15 protein-coding genes are annotated in these 26,712 nt (G+C 28.5%); 1 reads left to right on the top strand and 14 read right to left on the bottom strand.

Annotated features, from left to right (window positions below; all coding sequences use genetic code 4):
- Window positions 1–81: 81 nt before the first annotated feature.
- Complete coding sequence (locus tag T347_RS0101160; RefSeq protein WP_031542436.1) at window positions 82–5,499, bottom strand: ABC transporter permease; 5,418 nt, start codon at window positions 5,497–5,499, stop codon at window positions 82–84.
- A gap of 98 nt (window positions 5,500–5,597) precedes the next feature.
- Here T347_RS0101160 and T347_RS0101155 point away from each other — a divergent pair, with 98 nt between their 5' ends.
- Window positions 5,598–8,021, top strand: coding sequence for an MOLPALP family lipoprotein (locus T347_RS0101155; protein WP_156952762.1), 2,424 nt, complete (start codon window positions 5,598–5,600; stop codon window positions 8,019–8,021).
- A 45-nt stretch (window positions 8,022–8,066) separates the two neighbouring features.
- Here the strand turns inward: T347_RS0101155 and T347_RS0101150 are convergent, their stop codons facing one another.
- From T347_RS0101150 to dnaX, 13 genes are all read right to left on the bottom strand, one after another.
- Window positions 8,067–13,466, bottom strand: coding sequence for an ABC transporter permease (locus T347_RS0101150; RefSeq protein WP_031542433.1), 5,400 nt, complete (start codon window positions 13,464–13,466; stop codon window positions 8,067–8,069).
- Between the two features lie 179 nt (window positions 13,467–13,645).
- The gene (gene lysS, locus T347_RS0101145) at window positions 13,646–15,151 is read right to left on the bottom strand and encodes a lysine--tRNA ligase (protein WP_031542430.1); all 1,506 of its coding nucleotides are present in this window, start codon (window positions 15,149–15,151) and stop codon (window positions 13,646–13,648) included.
- A gap of 40 nt (window positions 15,152–15,191) precedes the next feature.
- A complete protein-coding gene (dusB, locus tag T347_RS0101140; protein WP_031542427.1) occupies window positions 15,192–16,181 on the bottom strand; it encodes a tRNA dihydrouridine synthase DusB in 990 nt (329 codons plus the stop codon).
- Complete coding sequence (locus T347_RS0101135) at window positions 16,181–16,495, bottom strand: DUF1904 family protein (protein WP_031542426.1); 315 nt, start codon at window positions 16,493–16,495, stop codon at window positions 16,181–16,183. Before T347_RS0101135 ends, dusB begins: the two co-directional genes overlap by 1 nt.
- Window positions 16,496–16,585: 90 nt before the next feature.
- Window positions 16,586–17,527, bottom strand: a complete 942-nt coding sequence (locus T347_RS0101130; RefSeq protein ID WP_051636018.1) for an ABC transporter ATP-binding protein — start codon at window positions 17,525–17,527, stop codon at window positions 16,586–16,588.
- A gap of 333 nt (window positions 17,528–17,860) precedes the next feature.
- Complete coding sequence (locus T347_RS0101125; RefSeq protein ID WP_211246835.1) at window positions 17,861–18,706, bottom strand: Hsp33 family molecular chaperone HslO; 846 nt, start codon at window positions 18,704–18,706, stop codon at window positions 17,861–17,863.
- Between the two features lie 63 nt (window positions 18,707–18,769).
- The gene (gene ftsH, locus T347_RS0101120) at window positions 18,770–20,677 is read right to left on the bottom strand and encodes an ATP-dependent zinc metalloprotease FtsH (protein ID WP_031542418.1); all 1,908 of its coding nucleotides are present in this window, start codon (window positions 20,675–20,677) and stop codon (window positions 18,770–18,772) included.
- A gap of 65 nt (window positions 20,678–20,742) precedes the next feature.
- Entirely contained in the window at window positions 20,743–21,942 is a 1,200-nt protein-coding gene (gene tilS, locus T347_RS0101115) for a tRNA lysidine(34) synthetase TilS (RefSeq protein ID WP_031542417.1), read from the bottom strand.
- An 8-nt stretch (window positions 21,943–21,950) separates the two neighbouring features.
- Window positions 21,951–22,673, bottom strand: coding sequence for a tRNA1(Val) (adenine(37)-N6)-methyltransferase (locus T347_RS0101110; RefSeq protein ID WP_031542415.1), 723 nt, complete (start codon window positions 22,671–22,673; stop codon window positions 21,951–21,953).
- Window positions 22,673–23,416 (bottom strand): DNA polymerase III subunit delta', encoded by a 744-nt coding sequence (locus tag T347_RS0101105; protein WP_031542412.1) that lies wholly within the window; start codon window positions 23,414–23,416, stop codon window positions 22,673–22,675. Before T347_RS0101105 ends, T347_RS0101110 begins: the two co-directional genes overlap by 1 nt.
- Complete coding sequence (gene tmk, locus T347_RS0101100) at window positions 23,391–24,032, bottom strand: dTMP kinase (protein ID WP_031542411.1); 642 nt, start codon at window positions 24,030–24,032, stop codon at window positions 23,391–23,393. Before tmk ends, T347_RS0101105 begins: the two co-directional genes overlap by 26 nt.
- Window position 24,033: 1 nt before the next feature.
- Complete coding sequence (gene recR, locus T347_RS0101095) at window positions 24,034–24,624, bottom strand: recombination mediator RecR (protein ID WP_031542410.1); 591 nt, start codon at window positions 24,622–24,624, stop codon at window positions 24,034–24,036.
- A 1-nt stretch (window position 24,625) separates the two neighbouring features.
- Window positions 24,626–26,647: a DNA polymerase III subunit gamma/tau gene (gene dnaX, locus T347_RS0101090; protein ID WP_031542409.1), complete on the bottom strand. Its 2,022-nt coding sequence runs from the start codon at window positions 26,645–26,647 to the stop codon at window positions 24,626–24,628.
- Window positions 26,648–26,712: the final 65 nt, after the last annotated feature.

Here is a 26,712-nt window from a genome sequence, read left to right as displayed (position 1 = left end):
ATTAACTCGCAATATATATTATATATTATTTTAAATATTTTTTCTTATATCAAAATAAAAAAGCACTAAGTAAGTGCTTTTTTACATTAATGATGTCAATTTGATTTTGAATGGTTTTATCATTGATAGCAGACATGAAAGTACAAATATTAATAGTACTCCACCTACAACAACGAATGGAACTCATCAGTAAATTAACATTGGGATATAAATTCCGAATAATTGTAACAAGGTTAGTATTCCTGATATTGATAGAATACCTAAGAAATATCCACCAAATATTGCAACAAATCCAAATCCTGAAGATATACCTAAAGCATTAATAATGATTCGACGTTTTCCATAACCAAGAGCTCGCATTGTAACAATGAATTTTTGGTAAATCATTACATATACATCGACCATGATTGAAATAATTAATACCGCAATTAAAATAATTCCAATAATTAAGAAAATACTAATTGCCATAATTGATTCTGACATTGTGATAATCAATCCTAATTCGTTTCCCGCTAAATCAACGGTGTTGTAAAGAATTGACAAACGACTCATTACATCGTCTTCTCCACCTTGTCCTTGAATAGCAAAGATACCTGGAGTATCTTTAAGAACTCCTTTAAATCCACCTGTAACTCCAAATGGTTCAGTGTATGCTGAGTATTTTTGAGTAAAGTCTCTATTCTGAATTGCATAATCAAATGGGTTTTCATATCCTTGTTCGATTAGTTTTTCTTCCATATAGAAAGTTTTAGAATTATTTAATTCATCAACAAGTTGTGTTGGTGTTTTCATATCAAATACAGGTATTTCTAAACCTTTTGGTAAATTAGTTCCTTGTAATGTTCTCTTATAATCACCATAGAAATCATAATCAACAGGAATATATTTAGAAATAGATCTACCAGTTAATAAATTTAAAATATCTTGATCAACTAAAGTGAAATCACCATTATAAGTATCTACAGATTCAAGAGATTTAACATTAACGTTTTTTAAGAAACTTGGTAATTGATCATTTACTTCGATTGTAACACCAGTTCCTGTTGGACGAATTGCTTGATCTGCTCAGAAAGTAGATTTTGAAATGTCTGTAATTTGAGTTAACGAACCAAATTGTTGGTCAGATTTTGTTGAGAAGTTTAAATTGAAAGGTGCAATTCATGTGAATGTATCGCCATTATACTCTTCTCCTCAAGCAGCTTGAACTGATTCAGGTAATTTGTCATAAGTAATATCGGTTCCAGCTCATGCTCTAGCATTTTTTGTTCATGCCAATTCTTTATCATTGATGATGCCTTTAGGATTACCATTACCACTTAATAAGTTAGCAGATTCTACTAATTCATTTGGAACAAATAATTTCAAGTTATTGTAGTGGTAATATGGTCTTAATTCATAATGAATACTTTCAGCTGACATTTCATTACCTTCTAATGCAGTACTAATAAATCAAGAAGCACTATTAGAAAATGCTGCGTTTTTGCTTGCACTTTCATTATCTGAAAATTCTAATTCTTTTGAATGTGATATTTTATTTGGATCAATGTCTGATGCCTTAATTCAATCACCATTCATTGAAGTTTTCTTATTATTAGCATTTTCACCAAATAATTCGCTAACTTCTGGGTTGTCATTTTGAGTTAACTCTCTGTTGTCATAAATTCAAGCATTTGTTGGTATAAATTTCTCATTACCAATTTTTAAACTTGCATTTGCAATTGAATTAATTGAAATACCATCATCTAAATTATATTGAGTCTCTGACATTAAGTTAGTAATCGCAGGTATGTTTAATGTATCTGGTTTGCTTGGATCATAAATTACAAATCCATTCGACATTTTAATTGGAGTTTGGGGTTTTTTTGTTCCATTAGATTCAAATAACGTTTCTAATTGAGTAATTGTTTCACCATCTTTAATAAATGTTGAATTAATATTTTCTTGTGAAATTTCATCAATTTTATAAATTGTTTGACCAGCTTTTGTACCTGTGATTGGCATTAGTTTTTCTTCATTACCAACATTGGCAACCAATTCTGTTGCTAATGTTTCTTGACCTGGAGTATAGTTTTCAACATTTAAACCAATTACAAATTGAGAAGCTCTATTTGGAGAATCTTTCAAGAATTGTTGACCTGTATTTGGTAAGAATGACATAGCCAATAGAATTAAAGCTTCTTTTCATGAAGATGATTCAGAAATTTCAATTTCTTGTCCTAAATCAGTGTCTTTAATCATATCAATCAATAGAGGTAAAATTTGGTTAAATAGAGCACCAGCATTTTTTACTTGTTTTGATTTTACATCTCATTCATTTTGAGGAGTATATTCTTTTCCAGTCATTGGATCAATGTTTGCGTTTCAGAAATAGTTATTAATTCTTTCGAATGTTCCTGGAGTAATTGTTACCCCATTTAAGTTAGGAATATGACCTAATAAAGGAACCACATATCGGAATAATAATTCTGGTGGTAATTCCCCATCTTCTTTTGTAGAAGTTGATAGATCACCTGATAAAGCATATTGCTCGAATCATTGAGGATTATTTGCGTCCCCCATAATTAAAGGATAAATGTTGTTATCACCAACTGAGTCGTTGTAATACTTAACATTATCAAAATAAATATCTGTAGCTTCTTTAAACGAACTTATTGGATTTCCATTTGGATCTGTGCCTTCTGTATATTGTATTGGATCAACATATAAACTTTCTGTTGTAGGTAATCCTTCTCAAGGATTTAATGATGGTTTAGATGTTGGTAAATTTACAATCGGTTGATTCATTGTATAAGCATTTTGATAGTTAAAATACTTAGTAGCATTTTTAATGTAAATATCTAATACGGATGGGACTGCAGCTGAAATACTTATTACAATCGTTGAAATAAATGTAACTCCTGTAATCATAAATATTTGTTTTCAACCTCTTGTTGCTAGTTTTACTGGGAACTTAAACGAGAATGGTAAGTTAGATGCAAATTTTGATTGTAATTTTACTTTAGAAAATCTAGATGATTTTCTTACTTCACCTTTTATTTTTAAAAGATTTCTACTTGTTAGATAAAGAGCAATTAAGTATGAAAATAATAGTGCTCCACCACCAAATAAGATAATTAAGATAGAAATCATTTTTGGTTCAAACACAAATTCATATAAAGTTGATGAGAAATACATTGAGAAAATCTTAGATAAAACTTCTTGAAACAATCCTCCGCCAACTCAAGCGATTGGAACTACAACAAGTCCAATAATTATTGAATATCCTAAATAAGATAGTGAAATTTTATATGAATTTGTTCCCATTGATTTCAGATAAGCTATTTGACTTGAGTTATTATCAATTGATTTTTTAATTGCAAATACAATCGTTGTAAATGCCATGATTAAAATAAAAATTGATGATACTAATGAAATTATTGTGACGATATTAATAATTGTTGGTTGTAAAGTTCAGTTTAAATTAAAGTTTGTTTCTTCAAAATCTTTAATTTTATTAATTCCTTCAAAGTTTTCAAAAGCAGAAACATCTTCGGAATTTGCAAGCATATTTAATTTTTGCAAAGATTTTTTATCATTTTGTAAAAGTACTTCATATTTTGAAACTTTTGCACGTGTTTCGTTTTTAGATGCATCTTCATCTTTATCATTTAAGAAAAACATTGTTGAAAAAATTACATCTTTTTCACTACCTGCGGCAATAATGTTTTGTAAAACTGATTTAGGAGAATAAACAATTACAGAATTTTTAATATCTGATGCTGGAACTTCTGGATCAACCATTGGATAATATGTTAGTGCATCTGCACCAAATCCCGAAATAATAAAGTATAAATTACCAATTTTTATTCTATCTCCAACAGAATATCCATTTTTAAAAGCAAATTGCTGTGAAATAACAACTTCATTTGATGCCATAGCTGGTAATCCTGCCATAACTTCATAATTAAATGCATCTTCATCATCCACAATCACAAAACGTACATTAGTTTTTGTGTTTTTGTCATACATAAAAGCTTCTTCACGAGTAATGATATCTAACCCTGCTTGTTCTGCTGCAAATTCTTGATGCATCATATCCATCGAATATATATTTTTATTTAAATAATTTCTATCTGTATAGTTATATTTTTTGGCATTAAATTCTGACTCATATTTTTGACCAACCGCCAGTTTTTCTAATGGAAGAGTTTTATCTGAAGATCTTAATCCGTCTAATGGTTGTTCTTGATCTCAAGATGATGATACTGACATTGGGTTAGCCATTCCACGCAAACCGTCAGTAATTATACTCGTTGTTGGTTTGTTGTCTACAATGTCAGAAACTTTACCATTATATAGATATGATTTATTTTCTTCTGAAATCACAAAATTAGAATTAATTGGTTCTTGATATTGAGAGGTTGTTTTACCAGTTAGATATTCATAAAAAAGTTCTTTATTATAATTTCCGATATCAACCTGTTCATTTAATCAAATACCTTGCTGATCAGTATAATCAACTTTTCATAATTTGATTGTCATGTTTTCATCAGCTATTTGATTGTATCGATCTAAAAATAAGGCAATTTTTTCTTTGTCGCCGGCGGGTCCTTCTTCATCCCAAGGAAGAACAACTTCTTTCATATTTTGACTAAATCCAGAAGTGAATAAATTTTTCATTTCTTCAACAACAAAATATGCAACAGATTCTAGTGCATTTAAAATATAAACTTCAATTTCGTTATATGTGCCACCTGAATAATCTCACCCTGCTGGAATTGTTCCAACAACACCAATAGCACCATTAGATGGGCTATCAATTACTTTATATTTTTCCTTAACTCAATTTTTGTAAAATAATGATTTAGAAAAACTTTCTAAGTGAGTTTCACTAGCTAGTTCGGTTCTAAAATTTTGATAAAGCATATTAGTCAAGTTACCAGCAAATTCTCGAGCGTTATCAGTTCCGTCTTTTGAACCTTCTGAAAATGTATTTATACCTTTTGAATAATCAAAAACTGAAGAATTTCCGTAATATCTTTGTTCATCTGCTGTTGTTGAAATGAAATAACTAGCATATGTATCAAAAATAGCATTACTTCCTGTCAAAACAAGATTTTCAAATTCTTGACTTTCAAAAGTTTTAGTTATAAATGTGTTATTTTCTTCGCCATAACCCGAATTAGTAAGTAATAAGTTAAAAGAACTAAATTTTTGTTCATTAGTTTGGTCATCATAAATGTAGTTATTTTGATCTGGAATAAAGTCTAAAATTGGTAAAAAACCCATTTTAGAAGAATTTAGCTCACCTTCGCTTGCTTTTCTTGTATATGTGTAATCGAATTTATCATAGTTGGCAACAACTCTATCATATGCTTGATTTAGTCTCATTGTTAAAGCATTTGTTGTTGTTAAAAAGAATACAGCCAAAAAAGTAAGTACTATTACTACAAAAAATTGAATTTTTTGTTTAAACATACTTTTAATCCCTTGCTTAAACATTAATCAATTTAATTTCATAGTAACCCCCTTTATACATTTGCTTTTTTATTTTATCTCTTTTTTTATCTTAAAATCAATTAACCACAAAATAATAAAAAATGTTTTATAATTAAAATATGAAAAAACTAATAACTATATTGGGTGCGGTAGGGCTACTTTCTTCAACAGGAGTGACTGTTGTAAGTTGTACATATCTAGATACTGTACAGTCAAGTATTGAGAATAAAATTGCTCAAATAATAAATTCAACGTCTCATTATTTTAAAGGGACTATTTTAGCTGACGTTCATAAAAAAGAGAATTCACAAGGTGAATTAACAAATGTTTTTGATGCTGAAAGAATTGATAGTCAAATTGCTAAAATGACTATGAAAGATTTAACAAGCGATCAAACAGATTTAACATCAATGACAAAATTATTTAATTCTTTCCTAGATTCTAAATCTTCAGAATGAAGAAAAACTAATATTTACGAAAATACAGAAGAATGAGATGTTAAAAAAGAAAAAACTCAAATTGAAACAACTGGTGAAACTATCAATTTGATCAAAACATTATTCGATCAAATTTATCAACTATTAGGTACTAACATTACTCCAGGACTTTTAGAACAAGCTTTTGGTTTAGGTGGTGAAAGTCTTGCAGGTATGTTTGATGAAGATTTAAATAATCAGATGATTGAACTAGCAGCTACTGGAGATATGATTTCTAATTATGCTCCATCAACTTTTGAAGAACTTCAAGAGTTGGGTGTTAAAACAGTTCAAGATTTAAAAAACTTTGCTTTTTCTTCTTTAAACATGTGATTAGCTAAATCGTTTAGTATTGATATTGAAAAAGTTCCTGCTGTGGATTTTACAGATGATGTTGACAACAATACTCAAATGTCTGATCAAACTCAAGCAGTTTGAAAAGAAGTTGCTTCTTCATTATTTAATAAAGATGAAAACTCTAAGACATTCAAATGAGATAATTCACCTGAAACTATTAAAATGTTGGTTGATTTTGTTATTAACTTAAGTCAATATATTTCTTCATTTGATAACTTTGAATCACAAGGTTTTAGAGATGCTGGAACATTCGATGAAGATCATCTTTTTGATTCTGAATTAACTAACTTTGAGTATATTGAAAAACATACTGCTAAAGATTTAACTGCAGATATGATTAATGTTGATATTCAAGGAATAATTAGAATTCTAAAATCAATCTTGACAGGAAACTCAACAGGAGATTCTAATTACTTAAAAGTGTTTAAAATTTTATTCCAAGTTGATAATAATACAAATCCAGATTATTCTGAGGTTGGTAACCTTAAGATAAAAATAAGTGGTGTAAATGGAGGATCTTGAGTAAAAAACTCCAACAATTATCAAAATGGTGTAGTCCCTTATTTGAGAGAAGTGATATTTTCAATGATAGGTAGTTTATTAAATAGCATTTCAGATGATCCGCTTTTGGGTTTTTTAATCGATATACTATTGAATAATAAAAATAAAATGAATCTATCATCATTTTTAACTAATACTCTTTCTTCAATATTATCAAATAATAATTTAAAACAATTTATGAGTGACTTTTTTGATGCTAAAATTTTGGATGTTATTTTTGTTGGAAAATATACATTAGCGGAAGCTTTGATTGAATTTGCCGGCATGGATAAAGAAATGGTTAACAATTTATTGTCAAAAATACCACCACTAATGAATAAACCTATTTCAGCAATTTATGAAGGTGAAGAATTCTTTTCGTTAATCGAAGGATTAATTCCTGGATTAGAACTTCCTGAAGATGTTAAAAACCTTTCAGATTTATTGAATATGAAAATAGGTGGTATTGTTTCAATTGCTGATATTGCAAATGTTTTATTAACATTTATTGGTGATTTACCTGAAACGGCTTTAAAAGTTGGAAATATTTTAAGTGTAATCGGTGAAACAGTCGATGAAAACACAATTACAATTACCAATTCATTAGATACTAAGGTAGATCTAAGAAACTTCATGGGTTATACAGGAACAGGAGAGGAAAAAGGTATAACTAAAATTGCTTTGGGTCTTAAATTAACTGATAGTACCTACTCGGGATATACGTTAAAAGATACTAATGGAAATAAATCATTCAAAGGTGCTGCAGCTGGATTTTATCTTTTAGGAATTGAGAAAGGTAAATGAGTACCTGGTGGAATCGGTGAAGCATTATCAACTTTATATGATGGACAATCTGGAGATTTAATTAAAGGATTATTCAAAATCATTAAAACTGTGATTGATACTATTGTTGCTGCTTGACCAAAATCTAGTGATGAAGAATCAATTGAATATTTAAATTATAGAAATTGAGAAACTAAGTTATTAGCTTTTGACAATTTAGCAAATTCAGATGAACCTTCATCAATTAAGTATCAAATTAAATACTTTGATGAAAATAGTAATCCACATAGTTATGAAGTTTCTTTAAGATTAGATGCAGCTTTATATAATTCAACAAAAGCTGGAGAATTAAAATATATTATCGAAGACTTTACTAGAACAAATTAAAAATCTACCCATTATAAACAGGGTAGATTTTTAATTTGTAATTTCTTACATTAGTGTTGTTAGTTTAATTCTAAAAGGTTTAATAGACGATAGTATAAATGATACTATGAACATTAATAATACTCCACTTATTACAACTAGTGGAATTCATCAATAAATTAGCATCGGTATATAAACTCCATATCCTTGAAGTAAAGTTAATAATCCCGATATTAATGAAATACCTAAGGCATATCCTCCAAATATAGAAATAAATCCAATTACAGAAGATATTCCTAAAGTATTTAAGATAATTTGTTTTTTTCCATATCCTATAGCGCGCATTGTAACAATAAATCTTTGATAAATCATTACATAAACATCTACCATAATTGAAATAATTATAATTGCTATTAAAATAACACCAATAATTAAGAATATACTAATTGCCATTATAGATTCAGATATTGTAATAATAAATCCTAACTCTGTTCCAGATAGTTCAACTCTATTATATAGAGTTGATAAACGACTCATAGATTCAGCTCCAGCACCTTTTCCTTGAACAGCAAAGATACCTGGAGTATCTTTAAGAACCCCTTTAAATCCACCCGTGATTCCATATGGTTCAGTATAAGCTGAATATTTTTGAGTGAAATCTCTATTTTGCATTGCATAATCAAACGGATTTTCATATCCTTGCTTAATTAATTCATCTTCCATATAGAAAGTTTTAGAATTATTTAATTCATCTACAAGTTCTTTTGGCGTCTTCATATCAAAGACTGGAATTTTTAAATCGCTTGGTAGATTTGTACCTTGTAATGTTCTTAACTGTTCTCCATAAAAATCATAATCAACAGGAACATATTTAGAAATAGATCTACCAGTTAATAAGTTTAAAATGTCTTGATCAACTAAAGTAAAATCACCATTATAAGTATTTACGGATTGTAAAGATTTTATATTAACATGATTTAAAAATTCTGGTAATTGCTCATTTACTTCAATTGTAATACCTGTACCAGTTGAACGAATTGCTTGGTCTGCTCAGAAAGTTGCTTGACCAACATCTGAAAGACTATCAATAGTACCAAATTGTTTTGAACTAAAGTTTAAATTAAATGGAGCAATCCATGTGAATGTTTGATCTTTATATTCTTCACCTCAAGCATCTTGAACTATTTCAGGAACATTAGCATAATCTACATTTGTACCAGCTCATGTACGAGCATTTTTTGTTCAATCCAAATTTTTATCATTATGAATGTTTGGGTTACCATTACCAACTAGTAAGTTTGCGGCTTCTTCTAATTCAGTCGGTATAAATAATTTTAAATTGTTGTAGTGATAATATGGTCTTAATTCATAATAAACACTTTCTGCTGATATATCATTATTAATTAAATCGGTACTAATGAATCAAGAAGCTTCATTTGAAAATGGAGAATCTAAGCTTGCAATTTCATCTTCTTGAAATTCAAATTCTTTTGAGTGAGTTATTTTATTTGGATCAATATCTGATGCTTTGATTCAATCTCCATTAATGGATGTTTTGATTTTTCTTGATTGTTTACCAAACATTTCTCTAACTTCTGGGTTTTTATTTTGTGTAATTTCTCTATTGTCATAAATTCAAGCATTCGTTGGGATAAATTTTTCATTTGCTATTTTTAAACTAGCATTAGCAATGGAATTTATAAAATTACCATTCTTTAAATCATATTCAGCTTCGGACTTTAAATTCGTAATTGCTGGAATATTTAACGTATCGGGTTTATTTGGATCATAAATTACAAATCCATTTGAAGTTTTAATTACAGGTCCTTGGTAATCTCCATTAGATTCAAAAAGTTTTTCTAAATTAGAAATTGTGTCACCATCTTTGATGAAAGTTCCATTAAGATTTTCATTAGAAATTTCATCTAGTTTATAAATTGTTTGACCAGCTTTTGTTCCGATGATTGACATTTCTTGATTATCAGTACCTACATTAGCAATTAAATCTGTAGCTAACGTTTCTTTTCCGGGGGTATAATTTTCTACATTTAAACCAATTACAAATTGAGAAGCTTTATTTGGAGAATCTTTTAAAAATTGCTGTCCTGTATTTGGTAATAACGACATTGCTAATAAAATTAATGATTCTTTTCATGATGTTGATTCAGGAATTTCAATACCTTCACCAAATGGTGTGTCTTTAATAAAATCAATCAGTAATGGTAGCACTTCATTAAATAAAGCACCAGCATTTTTTACTTGTTCAGATTTTCTATCTCATTCATTTTCTATGTCATATTGCAATCCGGTTGTTGGATCAATATTTGCATTTCAAAAGTAATTATTAATTCTTTCAAATGAACCAGGAGCAAGAGCAGAACCATTAAAGTTAATTATGTGTCCTAATAAAGGCATTAAATATTCGAATATTAACTCTGGTGGTAGCTCTCCGTTAGGAACATCATTTGAAAGTATAAATTCTTCAAACCACTGTGGGTTATTTGCATCACCCATAATTAGTGGATAAATACTATTGTCTGCAACTGAATCATTGTAGTATTTAATGTTATTAAAATAGATATCAGTAGCTTCTTTAAAAGAACTTATTAGATCTCCATTTTCATCAAACCCTTCAATATATTTTATTGGATCAATATAAATGTTTTCTGTTGTTGGTAATCCTTCTCAAGAATTTAATGAAGGTCTAGAAGTTGGTAAGTTTACAATCGGTTGATTCATTGTATATGTATTTTGGTAATTAAAATACTTAGTAGCATTTTTGATATAAACATCTAAAACTGATGGAAGGGCTGCGGAAATACTTATGACAACCGTTGAAATAAACGTTACACCAGTTATCATAAAAATCTGCTTCCAACCTCTAGTTGCTAATTTTACAGGGAACTTAAATGAGAACGATAGTCTTGCTATAAATTTTGCCTGTAATTTTATTTTTTTAAAATTAGAAAATCTACTTGTTGGATTTTTAATTTTTACTATACTTCGACTTGTTAAATACAATGCAATCAAATATGAAAATAGTAGTACTCCACCACCAATCAATACTAGTAATAAAATTATAACTTTCGGTTCAAAAACAAACTCATAAAGTGTTGAAGAGAAATATGTTGAAAATATTTTAGATAAAACTTCCTGAAATAAGCCTCCTCCAACTCAAGCGATTGGAATGACGATAAGTCCTATAATTATTGCATACCCTAAATAAGATAATGAAATTTTATAAGAATTTGTACCCATTGATTTCAGATAAGCAATTTGGTTTGAATTATTATCAATTGATTTTTTAATCGCAAAAACAATCGTTGTAAATGCCATTATTAAAATAAAAATTGAAGTAACTAAGGAGATTATTGTAACAACATTTATAATAGTTGGTTGAAGTGTTCAATTTAGATTAAAGTTTGTTTCTTCAAAATCTTTAATTTTGTTAATTCCTTTGAAATCTTTAAATTCTGAACTATCCTCATAATTTCCTAACATATATAATTTTTGTAATTTACTTTTATCGTTTTGTAAAAGTGCTTCAAATTTTAAAGATTTAAAATTTGTTTCTTCTTCAGAAGCTGAACTATCTTTATCATTTAGGAAAAACATGGTTGAGAATGTAATATCTTTTTCATTACCAGCATCCATAATATTTTTTAAAACTGATTTTGGAGAATAAACAATAACTGAGTTTTTAATATCTGATACTGCAATTTCAGGATCAACCATTGGATAATATGTTAATGCGTCAGCACCAAATCCGGAAATAAGAAAATATAAATTTCCAATTTTTATTCTATCCCCAACTGAGTATCCATTTTTGAAAGCGAATTGTTGCGAAATAACAACTTCATTTGATGCCATGGCTGGTAATCCTGCCATGATTTCATAATTAAATTTTTCTTTATCATCAATGATTACAAAGCGAAAATTAGTTTTTGAGTTTTTATCATACATAAAAGCTTCTTCACGAGCTAAAATTTCAAGACCTGCTTGATCAGCTGCCATTTCTTGGTGCATCATATCCATCGAATATATACTTTTACTTAAATAATCTCGTTCTTCATAATTATATTTTTTACCATTAAATTCTGACTCATATTTTTGACCTACTCCCAGTTTTTCTAGTGCATTTGTTCTATTGTTGCTTTTTAGACCTGCCAAGGGAATTTCTTGGTTTCAAGATTCTTCTCTAAGAATTGGATTTGCAACTCCACGTAATCCATCAGCGATTGGGTTGTTAGTCTTTTTATAATCTTTAATTTCAGAAGTTGATCCGTTAAATAAATATTTTTCAGAATTTTCAGATGATTTGACAATAAAATTACTATTGGTTGGTTTTCCGTCATCAAAAGGCAATCCTGTTAAATATTCATAAAATAATTTATTGTTATCTTTTATCACATTAGCTGTGACACCTCTTTGATTTCCTTTACCGTTGTAAGAAACCTCATATAATTTGGTTGTGTGGTTTTTTTGAGCAGCTGTGTTATATTGTTCTAAAAATATTTCAATTTTTTCTTTATCAGTCATCTTTGATTTATTCTTTAATGGATCTGTGACTTCTTTCATATTTTGATTAAAACCTGATACAAAAAAGTTTTTCATTTCTTCGATAACAAAATATGAAACTGATTCTAATGCATTTAAAGTATATGTTTCAATTTCATTATAATTTCCTTTTGAATAATCAGATATATCATCAATTGTCCCAATAACACCATATTTTCCGTCAGAAGCACTTTCAATTAATTGATATTTATTTTTAATTCAGTTTTTATAAAAAAGAGATTTTTTAAAGTTATCAGAAGGATTTGATAACTCAATTCTTAAATTATTAAAAAGAAGCAAGGTTAATCTACCAGCAAAAACTTTTGCGTTTTCTGTTCCATAACGAGCTTCTTCTGCAAAATTATTTATTCCTTTTGAATAATCAAATATTGCAGAATTACCATTATATCTACTTTCAGATGTTGTTGTTGAAACAAAATAACTCGAATATGATTTAAAAATTTGAGAAGTATCATTTCAAGTACCATCAAAATCACCAACTATAAGATCTTTAAAATCCTGACTTTCAAAAGTTTTTGTTATAAATGTGTCATATTCAGTACCATAATGATTAGTTAACAATAAGTTAAAAGAACTAAAACCTTGTTTGCCAGTTTTAGCATCATATATGTAATTATTTTGATCTGGAACAAAGTCTAAGATTGGAATAAAAGCCATATTAGAAGAACTTAGTTGTCCTTCATCGGTTTTTCTTGTGTATGTGTAATCAAATTTTTCATAATTCGCAACAACTCTATCATATGCTTGATTCAATCTCATAGTTAACGCATTAGTTGTTGTGAAAAAGAAGATGGCTAAAAAGGTAAGTAATATAACTACAAAAAATTGTATTTTTTGTTTAAACATACTTTTAAAACCTTGTTTAAACATTAATCAATTTAATTTCATGCAAAACTCCCCTACCTATTTTAAGAAAACTATTTATTAAGATACTATTAATATACCCCCCCCCCCCCCCGTCAAGTGAAAGGTGTTTTTTATTAAAAAAAGCTATATTTGACTAATATTTAGACAAAAAAAATCATCCATAATTTATTGGATGATTTTTAAAATTATTAGATTTTTAATTAATCTCTTGGTTTCATTTGTGGGAATAATAAAACATCTTTAATTGATTCTGATCCTGTTAATAACATAACAAAGCGATCAATTCCGATTCCAATACCAGCAGTTGGTGGTAATCCATGTTCTAAAGCTTCAACAAAGTCAATATCCATATCATTAGCTTCATCATTTCCATTAGCAGCTTCTTCAATTTGAGCTTTGAATCTTTCATATTGATCAATTGGATCGTTTAATTCTGAAAATGCATTAGCATACTCTCTACCAACAATAAATAATTCAAAACGATCAGTAAATCTCGGATCTTCAGCATTAGCTTTTGATAAAGGTGAAATTTCTTTTGGATGACCGAAAATAAATGTTGGTTGAATAATTGTTGATTCAACAAATTCTTCAAAGAATAAATTAATAATATGTCCAACTGTCATTTGGTGTTTTTCTACATGAACACCTTTTTCTTTAGCATAAATTAAAGCTTGTTCAACACTCATTGGTTGTCAGAAATCAATTCCTGTAATGTCTTTAATAGCATCAACCATGTGTAGTTTTATAAATGGTTGATCTAAATGAATATCGTGACCACCATAACTAATTGTTCCTGGATTTCCGATTGCAGCATTACATGTTCTGAAAATTTCTTCAGTTATTTCCATTAAGAAGTTTACGTCTTCATAAGCAACATATAATTCAATAGTTGTAAATTCAGGATTGTGTCTTGTGCTCATTCCTTCATTTCTGAATAAACGACCAATTTCATAAACCCCTTCAAATCCACCAACAATTAAACGTTTTAAGTGTAATTCTGTAGCGATTCTTAAAGTAACTTCAGTATCTAGTGCATTATAGTGTGTTTCAAAAGGTTTAGCAGCAGCTCCACCTCTAATTGATTGTAGGATTGGTGTTTCAACTTCCATGTATCCTTTAGCATCTAACATTGCTTGTAAAGTTCTAATGATTTTACTTCTTTGTTGGAATGTTTTTTTAACTTCGGGATTCATAATTAAATCAACATATCTTCTACGGTATTTTTCTTCAATATCTTGAATTCCAGCATGTTTATCAGGTAAAGGTCTTAAAGCTTTTGAAAGTAATTTATATTCTTTTACTCTTAAAGATAATTCTCCATGATTTGTTTTCATCATCACACCAGTTACACCGATGATGTCTCCTAAGTCTAAATCTCTAAAGTCTTCGAAGTTTTCTTCACCAATTTCATCCATTCTTACATAAAGTTGAATTGATCCATCTTGATCATCAATGTTTAAGAATGCTGCTTTTTTACCAGCTTCTCTAAACAATTTAATTCTTCCGGCAGTCGAAACAACTTCTTGTTGCATTTCCTCTAATTCTTCTTTTGAAAATTGTTCAAATTTATTATTTAATTGAGTAAGTGTGTGAGTTCTCACAAACTTAGAGATCTTAAATGGGTCTTTTCCTTGTTCTACAAGTTTTTTATATTTTTCACGACGAACTGTTTCTTGTTCGGTAAATTTACGTTCTTCTAATACCATATTAATTTCTCCTTATTTATATTTTTTATTTTAGCACTTTTTATGCTTGGTCACATAACGCTTTAGCTTTTATAATAACTTGTTCTACATCAAAAATTGTTTCTACTTGATTAGATTCATCTTTTAATCTTTTCATATCATTACTTTTAGGTAATACATCTAAATACCAAGTTAAGTGTTTTCTGAATTCCTTAGTTCCTCATTCTTCACTTCTTAAATCAACTAACATATGTAAATGTTTTAAAACAGTTTCTCTTCATTCTTTAAATGATGGTTTAGCTAATTCAGTTCCTGTTGCTAAATAATGGTTCACTTGTTCAAAAATTCACGGGTTGCCTTGACATGCTCTTGAAATCATCACCGCAGCACATCCTGTTAAATCTAACATCGCTTTTGCTGAAGGTCCATCAACAACATCTCCATTACCAATTACTGGAATGTTAACAGCTTCAACGACTTCTTTGATCTTTTCTCAATCAGCATGTCCTGTATAAAATTCAGATCTTGTTCTTCCATGAACAGCAATAGCGCTAGCACCCGCTTTTTCGATTAATCTTGCCACTTCAACAGCATTAACACTATCTTTATCTCAACCTAGTCTAATTTTGGCTGTAACAGGCTTATTTGTGTTTGCCACAACCGCTTTTACAATATCAAAGATTAAATCTGGTGTTTTTAATAAACTTGAACCTGATGCTGATTTAATAGCTACTTTAGGTGCTGGACAACCAATGTTTAAATCGATGATGTCGCAATTAACATTTTTATCAATTCATTTAGTAGCAGTAATGAAGTTTTCAACATCATTTCCAAATATTTGCATACTCGTAGGATGCTCTTCATCGCTTACTCTTAACATACTAAAAGTACGATCATTATCGTGAACCATTCCTTCAATTGAAACCATTTCTGCAACCACCAAAGCTGCCCCATGTTGTTTTGATATTAATCTAAATGGTTCGTTAGATATTCCCGCCATTGGCCCTTGAATAACTTGTCCTTTAATTTCTACGTTTCCTATTTTAAACATTATCCTATTTTATTACCTTTCATATATCATTTACCGTTCATCTCAGTAATAAATACCCCAACAGCGTTTGAATCATCTTTAAAGAAGTCTTTTAAATGATCGACAATTAACTGTTCTTTATCGGGTCTTGCCATTCATTCAATTGTAATAAAAATTGGTGTGTCTTTTCCATTGTTTGGAAGAACGATTGTGTTTTCGCAAATAAACATAATGTTTTTAGGGTCAGCAACAATTAGTTTTGAAATTTCATTTATTTTTTCAGCATATAGATTAATTCTTTCTTGATTAACTCCATTAAATTTAAATATCGGCATAAAAACCTCCTATAACTTTTAATATTTTATATTAAATTGGTTATTTATCATAATGTCTAAATAAAAAACGACCTAAGTCGTTTTAAATCATTATGATCAGTCAATTGTTGAAGGATCAGCTGGATTTGCATTGTGTTGTAATTGATCAATTAATCCGTTTTTAATATGAATAACTGTATTAGCGATTGTAGCGATGTTTGGGTTGTGAGTAACAACAACAACTGTTGTTTTGTATTCTCTATTAACTTTAACTAAGATTTCTAATACTTTTCTTCCCATTTCTTCATCAAGAGCACCAGTTGGTTCATCGGCGAATAAAATGTTTGGGTTTTTAGCTAACGCACGTGCAATAGAAACACGTTGTTGTTGTCCCCCTGACATTTGGTGTGGATATTTATTTTTTTGTTCTTCCATACCGATTGTTTCAAAGATTTCATCAATTGTCATTCCAGAGTCTTTATCTGAAGAAAGGTTTTCTCCAACTTCAGCATTTTCTTTAGCAGTTAAGTTTGTTAATAGGTTATATTGTTGGAAAATAAATCCAACGTTTCTTCTACGGAATTTTGTTAAGTGTGAATCTTTTAATAATGAAAGATTTGAACCTAAAACAAATACATCTCCTATAGTTGATTTGTCTAATCCTGAAATGATGTTCAAGAATGTTGTTTTACCTGATCCAGATGGTCCAAGAATAACAATGAAATCACCTTGCTCTAATTTAATATCAATACCTTTTAAAACAGCTGTTTCTAAATCACCATTAACATATGATTTTTTAACATTTTTTAATTCAATTACATGTTTTGAAACTTCTGGTTTATAGTTTTCAGTAGTAATAATTTTACCTTCTAAAATGTCTTTTGAGTATTTTGAAGTAAGTTGCTTTTGGCGTTTCATTTTTTGTTTTACGCCTTTAATTCCTTCTTCGTATTTTTCAGTATCTTCAACAACGATGTATTCACGGTTTTCATCATAAACATCGAAATCTTCCTTGTTTCTAGATTCTTTTTTAGGTTTTGTAGATTCTTTAATTTTTGATTCTTTTTTAGATTCAGAAACTTTTTTAGATTCGGTTGTTTGAACTGTTTTTTTAGAAACTTCATTAGTTGAAACTTCTTTTTTAGCTGACTTATCAACATTAGATATTACTTCTGCTTCTGGTGCTACAATTTCAATTTTTTCATCAACAATTTTTTCATCTTTTTTAGGTTTAATTTCTGCACCATTTAAAGCTGTAACTTTGACTGTTTTTTTAATTTGAATTTTTGCTGTTCCAGTGTTGTTTTTATTTTCTGCCATAGTATCTCCTATATTTCTATTAACAATGTCTATTTTATTTTATCATTTTTAAAAAAAGTTTGATTATTAAATAAGTTCTTTAATTTTTTCTGATGTTAGGCTAAATTCGCGGTTGCAAAATTCGCAAACAACATTAATTGTTTCTTCGGAATCAATGATTGATTGTAATTCAATTTCACCAAGTAATTTAATTGAATCAATCACTTTTTCTTCTGAACATGTGCAAGCAAATTTAAGTTCACGTTGTTCTAAAATGATCGCATCCTCAATAATTTCAACAATTAAAGATGCATAGTTTGTTGATTTAGTTAATACTTCTGCAACGTGATTGCTATTTCCCATTTTTTCTTCAAGATAATCAATATCTTTATTTGTGTGAGTTGGTAGTAACTGTACAAGTATACCAACAACTTTTTTAATATTTAATTCATCATCTAAAATCGCTGTGGTTTTAATAAAAGATTTAACTTGATTAGAACTTTTAAAGTAGTTCATGAACGTCTTATCTATTGATCCATTTATTAAATCAACGTGTGATATATAAGGATCTCTCATATGTAGATCTTGTTTAACAATTAAGTTTCCGCACTCACCAACAGTCGCTTTAATTGGATTAGATGTAATATTTGTACAATCAAAATCTCTATTTTGTGCAAAAGCTCTTAAATTATCATCCTGAAATTCTGCAATCATTTTTTTAACTAAACCGTCTTCAGAAATTAGGTTAGTTGTCATTCTTTCGCTGTTTTTCAATTCCATAGCTACTAAACAATTTGCAGCAGTAAATCTTGATAGAGCAACAGTTACTAATGGATTTGTGTTTTGTAGTTTAGTAATTTCAATCATTGATTCGGTAATATCAACGATTGAAATTTTTGCATTGTGGGAACTACTAATCCCTCTAATTCTCATATCCATGTTTTTCTCCTATAAAAATAACGAAACTATTACGCTTCGTCATTTTGTTATTAAATTCTAATCTTCAGAATCATCTAAAGATAAATCAATGATTTCACCAGCATCAATTTTACTTTGTTCTTCTTCGTATTTTTCTTTTTCTCTTAAAACTTCTTCTGGCAATTTGTTTTCTTTATTAATGTAATCAATTTGCTCAGCTGTAATTGTTTCTAAAGTTTTTAAAGATACTGCAAGTAATTCTAAAGTATTCATGTTTTCTTTAATGATTTTTAATGCTATTTCATAAGATTCATTTAAGATTTTTTCAATCTCTAAATCAATTTTTTCAGCAGTAGCATCTGAATAGGTTCCTTCGATTTTACCATATGATTCTTCTGCCATTGTTAGATATTTAGTCATACCTAATTCAGACATACCAAATTGAACAACCATTCTTCTAGCAATATTTGTTGCTTTATCCAAGTCATCGTGAGCACCAGTAGTTACTTTGTCTTTACCAAACATAATTTCTTCAGCTGCACGTCCACCCATGTATCCAGCAATTGTTGCTAATAAGTCTTGTTTTGATGAGAATATAGTTTCATCTTTAGGAGTCATAATTGTATAACCACCAGCATTACCCCTTGGGATAATTGTAACTTTTTGTACTTTAGAAGCACTTTCTAATTTAAGACCAATTAAAGCATGTCCTGATTCGTGGTAAGAAACAACATCTTTATCTTGTAATGTCATAGCTCTTGATTTTTTAGCTGGTCCACCAACTACACGATCAATAGCTTCATCAATTTCTTTAATTGTAATGATATCTCTACCTTCACGAACCATTAAGATAGCTGCTTCATTTAAAACGTTTTCTAATTGAGCACCTGAGAAACCAGGAGTTCTTTCAGCAACTCTATGTCAGCTAACAGATTCATCAATTTTTTTACCTTTAGCATGTAATTCTAAAATAGCTTTACGTTCTTTGATATCTGGTAAAGAAACTTGGATAACTCTATCAAAACGACCAGGTCTTAATAAAGCTGGATCTAATACGTCAGCACGGTTAGTAGCTGCCATAACAATGATTCCAGAGTTTGTTCCGAAACCATCCATTTCAACTAATAATTGGTTTAATGTTTGTTCATTACCACTTTGACCCATTCCATTATTACGTTTACGACCAACTGCATCAATTTCATCGATGAAAATAATTGCAGGAGCAGCTTTTTTGGCATCAGTGAACATTTCACGAACACGACTAGCACCAACTCCAACGAACATTTCTTCAAATTCTGATCCAGCAATTGAGAAGAATGAAACTCCAGCTTCACCAGCAACAGCTTTAGCAAGTAAAGTTTTACCAGTTCCTGGTGGACCTTCCATTAATACACCTTTTGGTGCTCTAGCACCAGCAGCAGCATATTTCTGAGGATTTTTTAAGTAGTCAACTAACTCAACTAACTCTGTTTTTTCTTCTTCAATACCAGCAACATTAGCAAATTTAACATCTGATTTAGTTTGGCGAGCTCTGTTTTTACCCATACTAAATGGATTTTGACCTCCACCAATTCCACCACCTTGTTTAGACATGAATCAGAAAATTCCAACTCATAATGCAATCATTAATACCATAGGCATTAATGAGGCAATGATTGATGCTGTTGCAGAACCTTGGTAAGCAACGATATTTAGTTGATCTAAAATACCTGAATCATTAACTAAGTTTTGTGAGGTATGTACTATGAATTGCTGTAATCCATTACCATTATCAAAATATCCTTCGATAATAGCCGTATTAAAGGCTGAATATTTAACAATTACATTACTCTCTTGAATACGTCCTTCTTTTAATAATTCTAAAAATTCTTGGAACGAAATTACTTCATTAGTACCATTCATTGTAGTTGTTATAACAATTGCAAGAATTGCTATAACAAGCAATAAAATTAATCAGAATCAAAGAGTTGATTTTTTCTTTTTCATCTACTGTCTCCTCTATTTATAAATATAATTAATAATACCACATTTTAACTCTTTACAATTAGTGGTTATCTTATTTTATTTAAAAGCACGCAAGCTTTTTTCTGTCATACAACACCATTGTAAAATCTTGATTTGTACATAACTTTATTTTCAATTAAATATCTGTTTGTTTTTTTATTGCCAATTCTGGTTGTTTGTTTATAATTTTTGAAATCATTAGAGATTATATAAGGGTAGTTTGATCCATCTTTTTTGATGGCATTAAGTAACTGTAATCAATTTATAAACTCTTCAACTTTATATAATTCTTGATCAGAATTTATTTCAAAAGTTTTTGAAATCATATCATTATTTTTTATAAAATAAATCACATCAAAATCTTTAACAATTGATGTTTCTCCTAAATTAATTTCTCAAAAAGTTTTATCGCTCTTGATAATTCTTTGAGAAATTTCACCAATTAAACTAGACTTTTTATCAATTAATAATTTTTGTAATTTAAGTTCATTAGCAAATTTAATAATTACTCTTTTAATAAATTCTTTTGGTTTTTTATTTAGATCATTTCCAATTTTAAGATGATCAGCAGACATGTTATTAGTTACATAAAAATTTACTTCATTTTTAATTTGATCATTTAATAAATTATCTTCGTTGATTTGTGCTAAATATTTTTCAAAATCAGTTTCGCGTAATTTATTTCTGATTTGATTTCTTGTGTATTTTAAATCAGAATTGGTTTCATCAATTGCATACTTAATATTATTATCATTTAAGTATTTAATAATTTCACTTTTTTTTATATTTAACATTGGTCTAATAATTATAAGTTCGTCATCATTTTTAGAGATCTTTTGAATACCATAATAATTAACGTTATTTTGACGTTGTTTTTGCATGATGTATGTTTCAATGTGATCGTTCAAATTATGACCAACCAAAACATTTTTAATTCCAGTTTGATCTGAAATTTCTTTAAAAAAATTGTATCTAATTTCTCTTGCTCATTTTTCAAAATTTTTAGATTCAAAATTTTTATAAATATTTTTATCTATTGTTTTTATATAATATTCAATTTTATTCATGTTACAAATTTTTTCTACAATTTTCTGATCAAAATCTGAATTTGATCTAAAATTATAATTAACATGACAAACCACAATATTTTTAATATTTTGTTTTAACAAATTACTCAAAAGAAAAATACTGTCGGGACCACCAGAAACAGCTACGATATATTTTTCGTTTTGATTAATCTTAAACATATATACCTCTAATCTTTAAAGTAATTTAATAATTCATTTGTGTAAGTTTCATCAGAATTGTGTGCAATTAATGGTTCTAAAATTTGCATACCTTCATTTCCATTTAAAACTCCATCAATCAGAACAGTTTTTGCTTCTTGATTTATTTTTGAATGAACAAATTGCATTCTTTTCGGAACTATTTTATTTATTGTAAATTGATGAATTATTTCTCCAATACGATCAGCTCTATGAACCATCGTTAATACACCACCATTTTTTAAAGCAAGTGCAGCACTTGAAACAATTTCTTCTAACGTGATTAGTGTTTCGTGTCTAGCATTAACAACCTCTTGACTTATTTCTTTATATTTTGGATTTCCATCGGTTTTAAAAAATGGTGGATTACATACGATTAAATCGAATTTGTCGTGATTAATTTTTGAAAATTCTTTAATGTCAGAATGTTCAATTTCAATTTGATCACTTAAATTGTTTAGTGCAACGTTTTCTTTGGCAAGTTCAACGGCTTTTTCTTGTATTTCAACACCAATAATTTTACCTTTTGTATATCTGCTCATCACAATGGGTACAACTGCGTTGTTTGTTCCAAAGTCAGCGATCAGTTTTCTCTTATTACTTAAATTTGCAAATCTAGCTAGTAATATACTATCTAATGTAAAATTGAACATTTCGCTATCTTGGTATATTTTAATATCTTTATACCCTAAGATTTCGTTTAAAACTCTCATTATAATGCCTCTGAAATTCTAATGAAATAATTATCTATAGAAAGATTGGCTGTATTAGAAAATTTAAGTTCTTCAATTAATTTCAATGTTGGTTCACTAATTTTAGGATATTGTTTAGTAATTGTTCTTCTATAAGTTTCTTCAAGAATTGCTATAAATTCAGCTCTATCATATTTTTTAAAAATGTTTGCAGCAAGCATATATGTATATTCGTTTTTTGTGGCAAGTATTTTTTCTAATTTATTTATTTCAGTTTCTTCAAATTCTTCATCGATGTAAAATAATTTACATCTTGATTTTATTGTTGACATAATTTCACTTCTATCGTTTGTTAATAAAATTGCATAGGTTTTATGTGGTGGTTCTTCTAAGAACTTTAGAAGTGCATTAGCTGCTGACTCTTTCATATTTTCTGCATTAGCTAAAATATAAATCTTATTACCATTTTCTTCAATTGCAGTATTACTAAACTGATCAATTAAACTGTTTATGTTTTTTTTATCAATTCCAGAATTTCCATCACCAATATATAAAATATCTAATATTGTTTTTTTAGAATTTCTTCTACAGTTGGTACAATCATCATTTTTAGCAGACTTATTTATACAAAAAATTCTGCGTGTAATTTCTAACGCAGTATTTTCAAGTACTTTTTGATCACGAGAATTAAGGATTATTCCTGAGAACATTTTTTGTTGATCAAATAAATCGATTAAATTATCTATTACTTTTTCTTTTTTCATAATTCTTAATGGCCTCTAAAATAATTTTGTTGGTTTGTTCTTGCACATTTTTTATGCTTTGGGATGCATCAACAACTTTAAATCTTTCTGGATATTTATTTATTAAAATTTTATAACCTTGTTCAACTTTTTCCTTAAATGTTGAACCTTCTCTATCAAGTCTGTTTTTTTCATCATCACGACTAGTTAATCTTTTATTTGATTCTTCAAGTGATATATCAAAATATACAGTTAAATCTGGAACACAGCCATCTAAAACCGAATGTTGAACTGAATCAACTACATCAATTCCAATTCCACGAGCATGTCCTTGATATGCACTTGTAGAGTCCATGTAACGATCACATATAACTATTTTATTTTCTTTTAAAGCTGGTAAGATGACCTTATCGATGTGTTCTTTTCTTGAAGCAATATAAAGTAAAGCTTCTGTTCAAGGATGAATACCTTCTGCATTATCACTTAAAACAAGATTTCTAATTTCTTCAGATATTTTATGACCACCAGGTTCACGAGTCATTAAAACTTCATATCCTTGTTTTTCCAAAAAACTTTTTAGTGTTTTAATTGCAGTGGTTTTACCACTACCATCCATTCCCTCTAAAGTAATAAACATTTTAAACCTCGTATTTCTTTCTATTTTTAAATGAATCATTTAATGTAGTTTCATCCATATAATCAATCATTCCACCAAGAGGAATTCCTTTAGCTAGTCTGCTAACTTTTATTCCTTTTTTTCTACATAACTCAGCAATATAATTAGATGTTAATTCACCTTCAAATGTTGCATTTAAAGCTAATATTATTTCTGTGTCTTCATCAATTCTATTAAAAACAACATCGATTTTTAAATCAGCTGGTGTGACTTTTTTATTCAAGTTTATTTCATTTCCGAGAACTGCATATAAACCTTTGTATGAGTTTTTGTCTTCTATATTTTTAGCATCCAAAGTAGTTGCCACAACACAAATTATTTTTTTATTTCTTGTGTTGTCATCACAAATTAAGCATTTTTCTTCTTGTTGATAATAACCACAAAGATCGCATATAGAAATTTTAGATTGAACTTGATTCAATTTTTTTATTAAATTTGTCATTTTATCAGGATGATTAATCATCTGATTAATTAATCTTTCTGAAGTTTTTTTAGTTAGTCCTTCATAAAGTTTTAATTCATCTATGATTTCATCTAGTAAAAAGTTATTCATTTTAATCTCCTATATTTATATCAAAGTCAAACATATCAGCAACCTTGTTTAAAAATTTGCTGTTCTCTGATGATACCAACTTAGCATCTAAAACTTTTTTATAATAATTTTGAGTATCAACTACAATTTGAGTTGGTAAACTATTATTTGCTTTTAAAGTCATATATTCTTTTTTAGTGTCATCCCATTTATTATTATCAAATGCATAAACTATGTATTCTCCACCAAGTTGCTTAAATAATTCTTCTTTAAATACCTTCAATGTTAATTTACTATTAATTAGTTTTGCAGATCCAATTGAATTTGTAACTATCAGAATCATGTTTTTAGAAACAGCAGGAACTTTTACATTAAATAAAGGAAACATTTCTTTTGCTGACAAAGGATCAATTAAGTAACCAGCATCAGTTTTAAAAATATCATTAATAGCTTTTTCTATCAATTCTCTTTTTGTTTTTTCTGGCGCTACAAGAACATTCATAATTTCATTGATTGAAACTGAATAAGATTCTAAACTTCTAGCTTTAACACTTTCTTGTGTTAAAATCTCAATCAATTCTGATTCAGTCATTTTAAATTCTGGTTCAACTGTTGTTTCTTCAATTGTCGTTTCATCAGTTTCAAATTCTTCTTCAGAAATTGAATCTAAAGGAACTTGGAATGAATCATCAATTGCAAAAACAGAAGTTTGTTCCTTTTCAAATAATTTAACTTCTGGTTCAATGGTTTCTTGTTCTAATTGAACTATTGTTTGATCAACTTCAACATTTTCTATATCTTCGGGGTTTTCTTCTTCGATTACTTCTGATAATATAGGTTCTTCATTAATTACATTTTGATCAATTGGTTCAACAATTGTTTGTGATTCAGAAACTGATCCTATGACTGGTTCAATGATATCGACATTATTTTTAATCGAAGTAAAATCTTTTAATTCTAATTTATAGTTTCCAATTGATTTCAATAAATTTATTAATAAATAATTGAAGTTTATTGAAGTACCTTTAGTTTTTGCATACGCTTCACTTAAATTATCAGCTAATAAGAATAAATCATCAATTTTTACACCATCAAATAAGCCTGCTTCAGTTTTGGAAATGTTTTTTAAATGCTCCCCATTTTTTGTAAGTGAGAATTCTATTATTTCTTTAATTATTTCGATCAAACTTAACGAAAATACATCAAAATCCATTCCTTGAGAATCTGCTTTTTCAAAATATGAAATAACTTCATCTGATTCACCATTTAAAACGTTTTTAATTACTTGAATTTTTTCTTCTTTAGTTGCAATATAAAAAATATTTTTTAAAGCTTCAATTGTGATTTCTTTTTCTGAAACCAACATTAATTGTTCTAATATATTAAGTGCATCACGTAATGATCCTTCAGATAAAAAGTATATTTCATTTAGCACTTGTTCATTAATTGAATAACCTTCTTTTTGTGTTATAAAGTCAATTCTTTTTTTAAGTGAATCTTTATCTATTTTTTTAAAATTAAATGTTTGACATCTACTAATGATTGTTGCTGGTAATTTTGAATATTCTGTAGTTGCTAAAATGAAAAGAGCATGAACGGGAGGCTCTTCAAGTGTTTTTAATAAGGCATTAAATGCAGCTTTAGTAAGCATGTGCACCTCATCAATAATATAAATTTTGTATTTCCCTAAAATTGGTAATGTTGATACATTATTTTTGATATTTCTAATTTCATCAACACCATTATTTGACGCAGCATCAATTTCTGTGATGTCTGGTGATTGGTTTGAATTAGAATTTATACAACTGTTACATTCTTCACATGTGATTCCATCTAAAAGATTTTCACAATTAACGCTTTTTGCAAAAATTCTTGCAATAGATGTTTTACCTGTTCCTCTTTGACCAGTAAAAAGAAGAGCATGAGAAATTTTATTTTCCATTAACTGTTTTTTAAGAATTTCTACTACGTTCGTATGACCTGCAACATCATTGAATGTTGATGGTCTATAAGTTCTATATAAAGATTTTTGATTGTTGCTCATAAATTACCTCTTATCTATTTAATTTTAACATTTTAATACTCTTAATTTATCATTAAAAAGAAACA

Origin of the sequence: Mesoplasma photuris ATCC 49581, from assembly GCF_000702725.1 — a bacterium.
Taxonomy (GTDB): domain Bacteria; phylum Bacillota_I; class Bacilli_A; order Mycoplasmatales; family Mycoplasmataceae; genus Tullyiplasma; species Tullyiplasma photuris.
The sequence above is the reverse complement of the archived record's forward strand: the minus strand, read 5'-3'. Positions and strand labels throughout refer to the sequence as shown.